Origin of the sequence: Mycobacterium sp. H4Y, from assembly GCF_000364405.1 — a bacterium.
In the GTDB taxonomy this organism is placed as follows: domain Bacteria; phylum Actinomycetota; class Actinomycetes; order Mycobacteriales; family Mycobacteriaceae; genus Mycobacterium; species Mycobacterium intracellulare.
On sequence record NZ_AKIG01000002.1, the window covers coordinates 1,424,910 to 1,438,011 of the forward strand.

Here is a 13,102-nt window from a genome sequence, read left to right on the forward strand (position 1 = left end):
GGCCGCTCATCGGTGATAACCGCGATACTAACCAGCCGGTTGGGAGAGCAGTAGAAAGGATCGGGCCGCGCGGTTACTTGACGCAGGGGACGCTCGAGTCCGTCATCTGGCTGAGGTCGGTCGGCGCCGGGGCGCGGTCGCCGCTGCCGGTGGCGGCGACCGCACTCACCTGCCCGGACGACGGCGCGTCGCCGGCCGCGCCGGGTTGGGCTTCGGAATGGGAGAGGTAGTCCGCCGCGGGAAACCGCGTTCCCACGGTCAGCCGGACGGTTCCGGAGGCCACCGAGGGATCCGCGGTCGCGGGCACGCGCAGTTGCTCGGACAGGACCTGCGCTCCCGCGTCGGCCCCGGGACCGTATTCGATCGTGCTGTCGTCGGCGGGGGCGGCGGCAGTCGTGGCGCTGCCCCGGGTGAAGCCCCGGCCGGTGAGGGCCTCCTCGAGGGCGGCCGCGAGTCCGTCGCGCGAGCTGGCGTTGACGACGTCGAGGATGACGGGTTCGGTCAGCGCGGGCGGTGACTGGGCCGCCGGCGACGCGGCGTCGAGCGCGGCCGGCGCGTCGGACATGAAGCGCTCGTTGACGATGCGCCGGATGGCCGCAAGGTCGACGAGGTTGATGTCGGAGCCGTTCGCGTCCTTGCCGAAGCCGGAGATCGGCAGGGTGTACAGCGACAGCGGCCGCCCGGTCAGCCGCGAGGCCCGCGCCGCGAACTGCCCGAGGTCGAGCCCGGCGTCGACGGCGACGTTGTCCCGGGCGACCTCGAGCATTTTGCGCAGCCCGCTCATGCTGGACAGCGCGCCGCCGCTGCGGGCCGCCTCGACCAACGACACCAGGAACGCCTGCTGGCGCCGCGTCCGATCGAAATCGGTGAACGAGCCGTCGTTTTCGTCGCGCCGCTGCCGCACGAAGGCCATCGCGTCGGCCGCATCGATGCGCTGCACACCCTGATGGAAGTCCGCGCCCGAGTAGCTATCACGCGTATCGCCGTTGAGGCACACCGTGATTGGCTCCACCGCCTTGGCGATCTGGTAGAAGGCGCCCAACGTGACCTCGACGAAGTGGTCGACCGAGATACCCAAAAAGTCGCTGACGGCGCTGATTTCGGCCTTGCGGCCGGCCTCGCGGGCGGTTTGCTCGCGGGCCGCCAGATCGGTCGACCCCGCGCCGCCCGAGTCCCCGGCGGCCTGCGTGTTCAACGATTGCTGATACGCCAGGCCGTACGCCTGCTTGATCTTGCCCGTGCACACCGAGCCGGGGCAGCCCGGCAGCTCGGCGTAGTCGTCGCGGGGAATCGACACCGCGGTGACGGGCCCGTCACGGTCCGAAATGTGCACGACGATAAGCACATTGGCGTTGTAGCCGCCCGAGGTTTCGTCGCCGGCGTGCAGCGCGTCGTAAACCTCCTGCGGTAGCGGCCGACCGTTCTGGTCCAACCGGCTGTCCAGGCCCATCAGCAGGATGTTCTGGTTGTCGCCGAGCGAGGCCGCCCCATTCGGCAGCGCGTGGGAGATGATGATCCGGCCCAGGGCGGTGTGGTAACCCGTCCAGCCGATTCCGGTGATGGCCATGACGAAGGCCGAAGCGATGCCGGCGACGAGCCGGCCCTTCAACAGCACCCAGCGGTGTGATCGCTGCGCCGCGCCGCCGCCCATAATGAGTCATCATTATGGGCGATGACCTGCCGATACGGCGGTAACCGCGCCGTTACAGGCGCTCGGCGATCACGAAGTCGGAGAAGGCGTCCTTGTCCTGGTCCAGCTCGAAACTCTGCACCCCGCGGTTCAGGCGGTGCATCTCGTCGATCGAGTTCTGCGCCGTGGCGCGCCAGCCGTGGTCGTTGAGCCAGTCGGCGAGGTTCGCGCGGTGCTCGTCGCGGTACATCAGCTCGCCGACGTCGATGGTCTCCTCCAGGCCGAGCTGGTCGGCGACCTTCTTGAACCGTTCCCGCATCTGCTGGCGCCGCTCCTCGGCGTGCATCGGTGCGGTTTCGGCGGAGACCCGGCTGCCGGCCGGACTCAGCTCGCCGATCTGCGTGAACAGCTTGTCCTGCGCCTCGGCGGGCAGGTACATCAGCAGTCCCTCGGCCAGCCAGGCGGTCGGCCGGGTCGGGTCGAAACCCGCGGCGCGCAGCGCGGCCGGCCAGTCTTCGCGCAGGTCGATCGCCACCTCGCGGCGATCGGCGGACGGCGTGGCGCCGCTTTCGGCCAGCGTGGTGGTCTTGTAGTCCAGCACCTGGGGCTGGTCGATCTCGTACACCGTGGTGCCGGCCGGCCAGTCGAGGCGGTAGGCCCGCGAGTCCAGCCCCGACGCGAGGATCACCACCTGCCGGATCCCGGTGGCGACGGCGTCGGCGAAGTACTCGTCGAAGAAGTGGGTCCGCACCGCCTGGTAGCCGCGCATGTGCTGGATCCGGGCGGCGGATTCCTCATCGATGGCTTCGATCTTGGCCACGACGTCCGGGTCGAGCATGGCTTCCCACAGGACGTCGGCACCGGCGTTGTTGACGAGCAGCCGGGCGTAGGGATCGCGGATCAGCGCGTCGGGCTGCTCGGTCTCGATGGCCCGCGCGGCGGCCACCATGACCGCGGTGGTGCCGACGCTGCTCTTGATGTCCCAGGTGTCGTCGTGGGTGCGCAGCGAGCTCATGCATTAACTCCTTGGGTCTTGGGCAGGCGAAGGTCAAAAGGCGGTTTCGCCGAGGCGCGCCCGCAGCAACGTGCTGCGCACCGCCTCGTCGGAAAGGTCGTCGGGCACCGCGCGGCCGAGTCGGGCCATCTCCTCGCGGTTGTCCACGGCGTGCACGTGCCAGCCGTGGTCGGAAAGCCACGCGGCGGCGTCCGAGCGGTCCGGCTCGTGGTAGGTCAGCGCCTGGACGTTGACGTCCAGGCCGAGCCGCTCGCGCATCCGCAACCAGCGCTGCGAGTTGCTCCGCGAGTTGATGCCGAACACCTCGATCGCGACCTGGCTGCCGGGCGCGCTGAGCGCGGTCAACATCTCGAACAGCCGGTCCTGGGCGTCGCTGGGCAGGTACGGCAGCAGCCCCTCGGCCAGCCAGGCGGTCGGCTGCGTGCGGTCGAATCCCGCGGCGGCCAACGCGGCCGGCCAATCCTCGCGCAGGTCCGCCGGGACGGGATGGCGGATCGCGGTGGGCACGGCGCCGTGCTGCTGCAGGATGCCCGACTTGTACTGCAGCACCTTGGGCTGGTCGATCTCGTAGACCGTGGTGCCGGTGGGCCAGTCCAGCCGGTAGGCCCTCGAATCCAGGCCCGCGGCCAGAATCACCGCCTGCCGGATCCCGGAACGCACTGCGCCGTCGAAGTATTCGTCGAAGAAGTGGGTGCGCACGGCCTGGTAGTCGATGCCGGTCCGGTGCGCGCGCCGCCCGTGCTGATCGTCGGCGAGCCAGGACAGCTCCGGGTCCGCCAGCCGCGCCCACGCGGGGCCGGCCGACGACACCAGCAGGCGGGCGAACTCGTCACGAATCAGCGGGTCGGCGCCGGCGGTCTCCGCCGCGCGCGACGCGGCGACGCCCAGCGCGGTGGCGCCGACGAGTTCGGTGATGGACCAGCTGTCGCCGGCAGACCGCACGGAAGGCGGCATCGAGGCATCCAGGTCAGTCATATCCCGACCATGGTACCGGGATAAGTTAGTTAGCCTATACGCTTTGTGCGCAACTTCACTGCGCCGCCCGGCGGGCTAGGCCCCCGGACGCCAGAGCGCGCCCTCCAGCAGCTGGCGCAGCATTCCGGTGACGGCCAGCATCTGCTGGTAGCTCTCGACGTAGCCCGCGTACAGGCCCACCCCACAGATGAGCACGAGCTGCGCCTCGACCAATGCCGACGCGTCGAAGTCGCTGACGATCTCCCCGCGCTCGATCGCGTCGGTGACCCAGCGCATCAGGAATTCCCGGGCAATCCGCACGGACTCGTTTTCGGCTCCGGCCAAATCCGGATGCCGCTGAGATTCCAGTACGCCGCTGATTAAAAAGGCGGATCCGGCCGGGTTCTCGGCATTAGCTCGTGTCGCTTCGTAGATGAATGCCGTCAACTGCGCCGCCAGCGTGGACTCTTGCTCGGCTTGTTTGATGCCGACTCCGAGGACGCGTTTGTTCGTCTCGTTAAGAACTTCCCGATACAGGGCGCGCTTGCTCGAAAAGTAATGGTTGATCGCCGGCCGGGTCAGGTCCGCGCGAGAGGCGATGGCCTGGAACGTCGCGCCGTCGTAGCCGCGTTCGCTGAACACCAAACGAGCAGCTTGGATGATTCGTTTCCGGGTCTCGTCCGCCTTCGCCGCAGGCGGACGGCCCGGCCTGCGAGTCCCCCGTGGAAGCATTGCTAGAGTGTGCCACCGCCATGGTGGGGCATTAGTGCATTTGGCGGAATAGCGCCAAATTTTCCGGCTTGATAGTCCTCGAGCGCCTCGATCAATTCCGCGCGAGTGTTCATCACGAAAGGCCCGTAGTGGAATACCGGCTCGCGAATGGGCCGCCCACCTAGAAGCAGGACATCAATGGCGGTCGCGTCGCCCCAATCCCGAGCTCGCTCCGCCCCGACGGTGATCCGGTCGCCTGGGCCCAGGACCGCCAGCTGCCCCTGGTGGATCGGGTGGGCGACCGGCCCGACGTACCCGCTGCCCGACAGCACGTACACGAGCGCGTTGAAGTCGCGCCGCCAGGGGATGTTGAGCCGGGCGCCGTTCTCGACCGTCGCGTGCGCGAGCGTGACCGGCGTGTGCGTGACCCCGGGCCCCCGGTGGCCGTCGATCTCGCCCGCGATGATGCGGATCAGAGCCCCGCCGTCGTCGGACGCCAGCAACGCGGCGTCACCACCCTCGATGGCCTGGTAGCGCGGCGGCGCGAACTTGTCCTTCTTCGGCAGGTTCACCCAGAGCTGGACGCCGTGGAACAGTCCGCCGCTCTCGACGAGTTCGGCCGGCGGCGTCTCGATGTGCAGGATGCCCGAGCCGGCGGTCATCCACTGGGTCGCTCCGTCGGTGATCAGCCCCCCACCGCCGTGGGAGTCCTGGTGCGCGAATTTCCCGTCGAGCATGTAGGTCACCGTTTCGAAGCCGCGGTGCGGGTGCCAGTCGGTGCCCCTGGGTTCGCCGGGCTGGTAGTTCACCTCGCCCATCTGGTCCATGTGGACGAAGGGATCCAGGGCGGCGCTACCGACCCCGGCGAAGGCGCGCACGACCGGGAACCCCTCACCCTCGTACCCGCGCGGGCCCGTGGTGATCGATCGCACTGGCCGCTCGGTGTCGGCGGGGCCGGGGCCGCGGACGCGCGGCAATGTCAGTGGGTTGGCCGTAACTGCAGGCATTTGACCTCCTCGTAGAGCGGACTACCCGGTATAACCGGACTAGGGTCCACTTATTCCGGGCGGTCGGCACCTGCGTGGCGGCCAAGCCGACGCGCCATCGCCCCGGCATCGATTTGCCGGGGCGATGGCGCGAAGTGTGCGACTGAGGGTGTCAGGATTTGCTGCGCGCACTCTTGGCGGCGGACTTCTCGGTGCTCTTGCCCGCGTGGGCGAGCTGACCGCCGGCGCTTTCCAGGTGCGCCCGGACGAACCACTGGAACTTCTCCAGCTGGCCCGCCTGGCCGATCAGCAGGTCCTGGGTCACCGGGTCGAGTTCGTCGGTCTCGTCGATGTATTGGCGGATGTCCTCGATCACGCCGTTGTAGACGAGGTCCAGCGCGGCCAAGTGGGCCTGGACGGTGTCGCGGCCCACCGAATAGTCGTCCCACGAGCGGTCCTTGATGATGGCACCCGGCGTGCCCTGCGGCGAAGAGCCCAGGGCGGCAATGCGTTCGGCGACATCGTCGGCGAAGCCACGCACGGCCTCCACCTGCGGGTCGATCATCTCGTGCACGCCGATGAAGTTCGGGCCGACCACGTTCCAGTGAATGTGCTTGAGCGTCAGGTGAAGGTCGTTGTAGGTGCTCAACTGTTTTTGCAGCAGTTCGGTGAGCCGCGCCGCCTGCTTGTCGGTCAATCCCGGAATTGTGAACTGAGTCATCGCGTGTTTCCTAGCTTCCTTCCGTGGGGTTCCCACACACTTTCTTGCTCTGCTGGGTACCCGATGGCGACGCCGAAAAACGCGACGGATCACAGTGAGTGGATTTGCTGCACCGGCAGGCGCGGGCCCCGGCGCGGTTCGTAGGCCAATCCGCTGGCCTCGAGCAGCCGGACCACGCGCTGGCGATGTGGCCGCATCGGCTCCAGCAAGTCGAGCATTCCCGCGTCGTCGACGGGCTCACCCAGCAGTGTCCAGCCGATCATCTTGGGGATGTGGTAGTCGCCCACCGATACGGCGTCGGCGTCGCCGAAGGCGCGTTGGGCCGTCTCCGCGGCGGTCCATTCCCCCACGCCCGGCAGGGACGTCAAGGCCGCCCGCGCCTGTGCCGCCGGCCGTGATGTCAGCCGCTCCAGCGACGCGGCGCGCTGCGCGCAGGTCACCACCGTTTGTGCGCGCCTGGGGTCGACGTTGGCGCGATGAAACTCCCACGACGGGATGGTTCGCCACCGCTGCGCCGACGGCGCCACCCGCATGCCCTCGGGGGCGGGCCCCGGCGCCGGTGTCCCGTACTTGGTCACCAGCACGCGCCAGGAGCGGAACGCGTCGGCGCCGGGCACCCGCTGCTCGATGATCGCCGGGATCAGCGCCTCGAGCACCAGCCCGGTGCGGCCCAGCCGCAGGTGCGGAACCCGCCGGTGCGCGGCGGCGACCGTCGGATGCCGCGGCACGAAGTCGGAGGCGTCGTCCTCGAGACCCAGCAGGGCGGGCAGCATTTCGACGAACTCACCCGCGCCGCTCCCCCACGCCACACAGTGCGCGGCGTTGGGGGCCGCGCGGCTGATCCTGGCCGTGACGGGGCCGGTGGGCAGCAGGCTGGTCCGCCAGATCGAGCCGTCGCCGGTCGCGCGGAAGCAGGGATCCGCGGGGCCGCGGCGCAGCGGCGACAACGTGTGCCCGAAGCTGGCGGCCCCGGGGAACACGACCGTGCGCGTGCTTTTCACCTGATGACTCTCCGACCGCTCGATTGACCCTGAACTCCGTCCCCAGTCAGTATTGCGGTGTGATGACGCCCTTCGATGACCCTCAGGGCGAACTGGCCTGGATGTTTTTGCAGAGCATCAGCGACGGCGGCGATCTGGACGAGGGCTTCGCGTTGCTGCGCGACGACTTCACCTTCTGGACGCTCTACACGCGCACCGCGTGCGACAAGGACACCTTCCGGCGCGCGGTCGAGCGCCGCAAACGAGACCTTGAGCTGGTCATCGACCTGGTGCGCTGCGTCAACGAGGGAGAGACGGTTGTGGTGGAGGCGCAGGCCACCGGCACGACGTCCGACGGCACCTCCTACGACAGCCCGTTCGTGTGCATCTTCGACACCCGCGCGGGGCTGATCGTCTCGATGCGCCTCTACGGCGACACTCGGGCGACGGCGTCCGCCCTCCCCGGATGGGTCCCCTACTGAGCCGAGACGGTGATGTCGGCCTTGTTCGGGTAGAACGCGACGTGCCCGGCGATCGCGGCGACCGCCGGATACGGCTGCTCGTAGGTCCAGATCACGTCGTCGACGGTGTCACCGGACGAGGTCGTCACGCTGTAATAGCTGGCGTCGCCCTTGAACGGGCAATACGTGCTGGTGTCGGTGCGGGTGAGCCGATCCTGTTGCACGTCGGCGATCGGAATGTATTGCACCGCAGGGATTGTGGCTTCGCGCAGTTCCAGCGCGGCGGTGGTGTCGGCCACCAGTTCGCCATTCACGCGGACCTGCACCCTGCCCTGGGTGGGTTCGATGGTGATCGGGTGCCCCGCGTTCGGCTCCAGGACTTGCCGGTGGGCCATGATCGATACCTCCTACAGACGCCTATTGGGGCTGTAACACCCGGCCGCCGTCAACCCTTCCCGTCCGGCGGGCCGAATGCGTAGCGATGGTACTGAGACATGTTCGCGGCGGCGGGGATCAGCGACATCACCCTTCCCAGGAGTCGGGATGAGCGTGGCAATCGTGCGAAGGTGTCCGACTCGAACCAGCGCTCGCAGGCCAGCAGCCGCACCGCCGGTACGGCCGCGATGATGTCGTCGGGCCCGTTGATTGCCCACCGCAGCGTGGATCCCGACCGTCGCACCACGGAGTTGAGCCATTGCGACTTGATCCCGAGCCAGTTGAACACGTCGAACTGCAGCTCACCCGAGCCGAACCGGTCGACCACCCGGCGCAGCAACGCGGTGCCGTCCTGCTCGGTCAGGTACATGGTCAGCCCCTCCCCGATCATCAGCGTGGGGCGGTCGGTGGGGATTTCGCTCAGCCATGACGGGTCGGTGACCGAGGCGGCGATCACGCGATAGTGATCGCGGCTCGGGTAGAGCTGGGCGCGCAGCGCCGCGACCTCGGGGTAGTCGACGTCGTACCACTGCACGTCCGGACCCGGCTGCACGCGGAAGAACCGGCTGTCCAGTCCGCAGCCCACGTGCAGCACAACCGAGCGCGGGTGCGCCGCAAGGAATTTGCGCGTCCACTCGTCGAAGTGTGCCGAACGGGTAGTGACCGACGGCGCCCGCCGGGCTGTGATGGTCGTCTTCTTCCAGTCGTAGTCGATGCGATCGACGATCTCCTTCGCGTACCGATCACCCAGGATCGGCTTGTCGAAGTCGGCGTCCAGCGCCTTGGCGTAGAACGTCGCCAGCATGGTCTGGGGAGCCCCGGTGAGATCGACGGACACTCGCTCGGTATTCACCCGCTCGAGGCTAGTCCCACGCCCAGCGCCGCGCCGCGTCCTGAACAGCGGTCGGCGTGGCGTTCAGCGGGGAGTCGCGCTCTTACCCTTGGCATTTCGCATGGCGGCCCAGAATCGGGCCGCCTCGCGGATGGACTCCTCGACCGGGCGTGGCCGCCAACCCAATTCGCGGACGGCCTTGCTGTGGTCGACGGGTGCCTCGGCGCGCATCATGCGCACCGACGCGAGGCTGAGCTCGGCGTCCTTGCCGGTGAGCCGGGCTCGCAGGCTGCCCAGGGCGCCCAGGGCGTACAGCACCGGAACGGGGATGGAACGTCGCGGCGGCGGCACGCCGGCCTCGTCGGCCGCGATCCGCACCACCTCGGTCAGCGCGATCATTCGCTCGGAGATCAGGTATCGCTCGCCGATGCGGCCGCGCTCGGCGGCCAACAGCATGGCCTCCGCGGCGTCGGTGACACCGACGACCTCCAGCTGGATGCCGTCCATGGTGAAGGGCAGCTTGCCGAAGACGGCGCCGGCGATGAACGCGCCGTGCGGGGTGCGGCCCCAGTCGCCGCTGCCGTAGGTCGTCGACACGCACATCGCGACCGCGGGCAGCCCGGATTCGGCCACGTAGCGCATCACCAGGTTCTCGGCCTGGACCCGGGATTGGACGTAGTCCGACAACCCGCGGGTGGCGACGATGTCGTCCTCGGTCGCCACGCGCCCGCGCCGCCGGCCGACCGTCGCGTAGGTGCTGGTGAAGACGAACCGGCGCAGGTCGGGTTGTGCGACCGCCACGTCGAGGACGTTGCGCAGCCCCTCGACGTTGGTGCGAAACAGCGGCGAGGTGTCGCGCAGCCAGGCGCGGGTGTCGACGACGCAGTAGTAGACGTCGTCGACCCCGTCCATGGCCTCCCGCAGCACGGCGGTGTCGAACACGTCACCGTGAAACCGGGTGAGCTCGAGGTCGTCGATGGACCGGGTGTTGGCGTTCTCGCGCACCATGGCCCGCACTTCATGGCCCTTGGCGACCAGCTGGCGCGTGACGTGTGAACCCAGAAAGCCGTTGGCGCCGATGACGAGTTTGGGCCTGGCGGTCACTGGGCGCCTCCGTATTGCTCCATGAATTGCGCGCCGGCCTCGTCGAGGGTGCCGAGCTCCTGCGCTTTGCGGCACCACTTCAACGTGGCCTGCACGAAGCGCAGCGGGTTGTAGATGTCTTCCTGCTGACGCCACAGGCCATCACCGGCATAGGTGATGATCGAGATGTTGGTCGCGCCGATGACCGTGCCGTCACCCGGATCGCGCATCGGGTTGTCGAGTTCCATGATGATGCGCCCGGTGGCCTCGTCGATCACCGACCACAGCGACGGAAACGCGACCATGTGACTGCCGGGGAAGCTGCCCATCGTCGCACTGATCCACTGCCGGACCTCGTCGCGGCCGTGCATGGTGCCCGCCGCGTGTTCGATGTACAAGACGTCGGGTGTGTAGTGCTGGACCCACGCGTCCCAGTCGTGCGACCGCGCGGCCGCATCGACGGTCGCTTCGAATTGCTCGAACGCGGCGGCCAGTTCGCTACGGGAGAACTTGGACGTGCTCATGATTTCGCGGCACCATTGCAGCTCATCGGCGGAGTGTAGCCTGGGCCTCACTGTGGCGGGTGAGGAGGACGAGCGATGACCAACCAGAAAGCGATTCTCGCCGGCGGCTGCTTCTGGGGAATGCAGGAACTGATCCGCAAGCAGCCGGGGGTGGTCTCGACCCGGGTCGGCTACACCGGCGGTGACGTCCCCAACGCGACCTACCGCAACCACGGCACCCACGCCGAGGCCATCGAGATCATCTACGACCCGGCCGTAACCGATTACCGGGCGATCCTGGAGTTTTTCTTCCAGATCCACGACCCGACAACGAAAGACCGCCAGGGCAACGACCGCGGCCCCAGTTACCGGTCGGCGATCTTCTACCTGGACGAGGAGCAGAAGCGGATCGCGCTGGACACCATCGCCGACGTCGAGGCGTCCGGCCTGTGGCCCGGCAAGGTGGTGACCGAGGTCAGCCCGGCCGGCGACTTCTGGGAGGCCGAGCCCGAGCACCAGGACTACCTGCAGCACTATCCGAACGGATACACCTGCCACTTCATCCGCCCGGGCTGGAAGCTGCCGCATCGGGCCGCCTCCAGCCAGTAGCGGTCCCCGGCGAATTCAGCGCCGGCGCACCGTGATCCGGCCGCCGTCCTTCGGGGTGAACGCCACACCGCGGCAATGCCACCGCTCACCGGGCGCATCCGTGGTCTCGATTGTCAAGTGGCGCAGCACGGTCCGGAGCACGACGTCCATTTCCATGTTGGCGAACGCCGCGCCGACGCAGCGGCGGGTCCCGCCGCCGAACGGGATCCAGGACAGCGCCGACGGTTTGGTGTCGATGAAGCGTTGCGGGTCGAACCGCCGCGGATCGGGGAACACGTCGGGGTTGTCGTGTATCTGCGCGATGCCGACGATGATCGAGTAGCCGCGCGGGATCGCCCATTCGCCGAGCCGGTAGGCCTCGGGGTAGACGTGGCGACCGGCGAAATCGATGACGGTCCTGGCCCGTTGCACCTCGAGGATCGTCGCTTGGCGCAGCTCGTTGCCGCCCTCATCGGCCCCGTCGGCCTCCTCGACCAGCCTCGCCAACAGCTCGGGGTGTCGGCTGATCCGCTCGAATGCCCATGCCAGCGTGGACGCGGTGGTCTCGTGCCCGGCGGCCAGCAGGGCCAGCAGCTCGTCGCCAATGTCCTTGTGCGACATCGCGGAACCGTCGTCGTAGGTGCTGCGCAGCAGCAGCGCCAGCACGTCGGTCCGCTCGGCGAAATCCGGGTCGGCCCGCTCCGCGGCGATCAGCTTCTCGATGACGATGTCGTATTGGCGCCGCCACTTGTCCAACCTGCCCCACGGGCCGAACCGAGGATAGCGCTTCGGCTTCGGCAGCGCCGCAAGGCGTGAGCCCAGGGTGACCCACGGCGGGATGAGCCTGCGCAGCTCGTCGAGTTCGGCCCCCTCGGCGCCGAACACCGCGCGCAGGATGGCGTTCAGCGTGATCCGCATCATCGGCGGCAACGTCGCGAACGGGCTGCCCTCCGGCCAGCCGGCCATCTCGCGCAGCGTTTCTTCCTCGATGATGCTTTCGTAATTTTTCATGCTCTTGCCGTGAAATGGCGGCGCCAACAGCCGCCGCCTCCGGCGATGGTCGTCGCCCTCGAGTCCGAATACGGAGCCGGGACCGAACAGTCTGCTCAAATTGGGTTGGATGTTGCCGAGTTCGTCTGGGCTGGTGGTGAAGATCTGCTTGGCCAGCTGTGGATCACTGACCATGATGACGCGCCCCCACATCGGCAGCCGCAGCGTGAAGACGTTGCCGTAGCGGCGTGACAGGCGTCGCATCATCATCCGCCGCGACACGGCAAAACCGACGCCCTGCACCAGCTTCGGGCTTCGGACCGCGGGGGGCAGGCGAACCGTGGCCGGCGGGACGGTGGCTAGTTCACTCATGGCGTCATTGCTCCCCACGTCTGCCGGGCCGGAGTTGGTACCGCGATGTACCACGGACCTTTCCGAGTACGGTACTCTGCAGTACCAAAGCTGACAAGGTGCGTTTCGAACCGAAAGGGGGTGCGGGCCGTGACCTCAGCAATGACAGCAACGGATGGCGACCCCGCTCTCGACGAGGTCGATCCTTTCCGCCTCCGGCTCCTCGATGGCCTGGCCACGTCGATCACCGAACGCGGCTATCGCGCCAGCACCGTCGCCGACGTCGTCCGTTGCGCGCGCACGTCCAAACGCACCTTCTACGACCACTTCGCGGGCAAGGAGGAGTGCTTTCTCGAGTTGCTGGCCGTCGACATCGAGAAACTGGGCGCGAAGATCGCGGCGTCGGTCGATCCCGACGCCGATTGGCACGCACAGATCCGGCAGGCGGTCGAGGCCTATGTCGGTTACATCGAGGCGCGCCCGGCCATCACGTTGAGCTGGATCCGTGAGTTGCCGTCGCTGGGTGCGGCCGCTCGCCCGGTCCAGCGCCGCGGGTTGCAGCTGTTGACCAGCCTGTTGATCGACCTCAGCGCCAGTCCCGGGTTCCGGCGCGCGAAGCTGCCGCCGTTGACCGCGCCCCTGGCCGTGATCCTGCTGGGCGGTCTGCGGGAGCTGACCGCACTTGCGGTCGAAGACGGAACACCGGTCCGAGAAATCGTGGAACCGGCGGTGGATGCGTCCGTAGCCCTGCTCGGCCCGCGGCATTGAGCGCGTCCGGCGCCGTAAATCGAGGTGTCGCAAGCCATCCCGGGCCCGGCCCGGCGGGGCTAGGCTCACCGCAGACCCCGCCCGTTCTGACATG

General features: G+C 68.2%; 15 protein-coding genes. 3 read left to right on the plus strand and 12 right to left on the minus strand.

The window, feature by feature from the left end:
- Positions 1-73: 73 nt before the first annotated feature.
- The 7 genes from W7U_RS20545 to W7U_RS20575 form a co-directional block, all read right to left on the minus strand.
- A complete protein-coding gene (locus W7U_RS20545) occupies positions 74-1,651 on the minus strand; it encodes an LCP family protein (protein ID WP_008262049.1) in 1,578 nt (525 codons plus the stop codon).
- Positions 1,652-1,703: 52 nt separating this feature from the next.
- On the minus strand, positions 1,704-2,645 hold the full coding sequence (locus tag W7U_RS20550) for a class I SAM-dependent methyltransferase (protein ID WP_008262051.1): 942 nt from the start codon (positions 2,643-2,645) through the stop codon (positions 1,704-1,706).
- Positions 2,646-2,678: 33 nt separating this feature from the next.
- Complete coding sequence (locus W7U_RS20555; protein WP_008262053.1) at positions 2,679-3,620, minus strand: class I SAM-dependent methyltransferase; 942 nt, start codon at positions 3,618-3,620, stop codon at positions 2,679-2,681.
- Positions 3,621-3,695: 75 nt separating this feature from the next.
- Entirely contained in the window at positions 3,696-4,331 is a 636-nt protein-coding gene (locus W7U_RS20560) for a TetR/AcrR family transcriptional regulator (RefSeq protein ID WP_036429570.1), read from the minus strand.
- Positions 4,332-4,333: 2 nt separating this feature from the next.
- Positions 4,334-5,317, minus strand: coding sequence for a pirin family protein (locus W7U_RS20565; protein WP_008262063.1), 984 nt, complete (start codon positions 5,315-5,317; stop codon positions 4,334-4,336).
- A 151-nt stretch (positions 5,318-5,468) separates the two neighbouring features.
- Positions 5,469-6,017, minus strand: coding sequence for a DNA starvation/stationary phase protection protein (locus tag W7U_RS20570; protein WP_008262065.1), 549 nt, complete (start codon positions 6,015-6,017; stop codon positions 5,469-5,471).
- Positions 6,018-6,106: 89 nt separating this feature from the next.
- Positions 6,107-7,018: a DNA-3-methyladenine glycosylase gene (locus W7U_RS20575; RefSeq protein ID WP_008262067.1), complete on the minus strand. Its 912-nt coding sequence runs from the start codon at positions 7,016-7,018 to the stop codon at positions 6,107-6,109.
- Positions 7,019-7,080: 62 nt separating this feature from the next.
- Here W7U_RS20575 and W7U_RS20580 point away from each other — a divergent pair, with 62 nt between their 5' ends.
- A complete protein-coding gene (locus W7U_RS20580; RefSeq protein ID WP_008262069.1) occupies positions 7,081-7,479 on the plus strand; it encodes a nuclear transport factor 2 family protein in 399 nt (132 codons plus the stop codon).
- Here the strand turns inward: W7U_RS20580 and W7U_RS20585 are convergent.
- The 4 genes from W7U_RS20585 to W7U_RS20600 all read right to left on the minus strand — a co-directional run bounded on the left by W7U_RS20585 (position 7,473) and on the right by W7U_RS20600 (position 10,332).
- On the minus strand, positions 7,473-7,853 hold the full coding sequence (locus W7U_RS20585; protein WP_008262071.1) for a DUF427 domain-containing protein: 381 nt from the start codon (positions 7,851-7,853) through the stop codon (positions 7,473-7,475). The genes W7U_RS20580 and W7U_RS20585 overlap by 7 nt on opposite strands.
- Before the next feature lie 50 nt (positions 7,854-7,903).
- Complete coding sequence (locus W7U_RS20590) at positions 7,904-8,731, minus strand: class I SAM-dependent methyltransferase (protein WP_008262073.1); 828 nt, start codon at positions 8,729-8,731, stop codon at positions 7,904-7,906.
- Positions 8,732-8,809: 78 nt separating this feature from the next.
- Positions 8,810-9,829: an NAD-dependent epimerase/dehydratase family protein gene (locus tag W7U_RS20595; RefSeq protein ID WP_008262076.1), complete on the minus strand. Its 1,020-nt coding sequence runs from the start codon at positions 9,827-9,829 to the stop codon at positions 8,810-8,812.
- Complete coding sequence (locus W7U_RS20600; protein ID WP_008262078.1) at positions 9,826-10,332, minus strand: nuclear transport factor 2 family protein; 507 nt, start codon at positions 10,330-10,332, stop codon at positions 9,826-9,828. Before W7U_RS20600 ends, W7U_RS20595 begins: the two co-directional genes overlap by 4 nt.
- 75 nt (positions 10,333-10,407) lie before the next feature.
- Between W7U_RS20600 and msrA the strand changes: the two genes are divergently transcribed.
- The gene (gene msrA, locus W7U_RS20605; protein ID WP_008262080.1) at positions 10,408-10,920 is read left to right on the plus strand and encodes a peptide-methionine (S)-S-oxide reductase MsrA; all 513 of its coding nucleotides are present in this window, start codon (positions 10,408-10,410) and stop codon (positions 10,918-10,920) included.
- A gap of 15 nt (positions 10,921-10,935) precedes the next feature.
- On the opposite strand, the gene W7U_RS20610 is transcribed toward msrA, so the two are convergent.
- Positions 10,936-12,261 (minus strand): cytochrome P450, encoded by a 1,326-nt coding sequence (locus W7U_RS20610; RefSeq protein ID WP_008262081.1) that lies wholly within the window; start codon positions 12,259-12,261, stop codon positions 10,936-10,938.
- Positions 12,262-12,402: 141 nt separating this feature from the next.
- Here W7U_RS20610 and W7U_RS20615 point away from each other — a divergent pair, with 141 nt between their 5' ends.
- Positions 12,403-13,008, plus strand: a complete 606-nt coding sequence (locus tag W7U_RS20615) for a TetR/AcrR family transcriptional regulator (protein ID WP_008262083.1) — start codon at positions 12,403-12,405, stop codon at positions 13,006-13,008.
- The last annotated feature ends 94 nt before the right edge of the window (positions 13,009-13,102 follow it).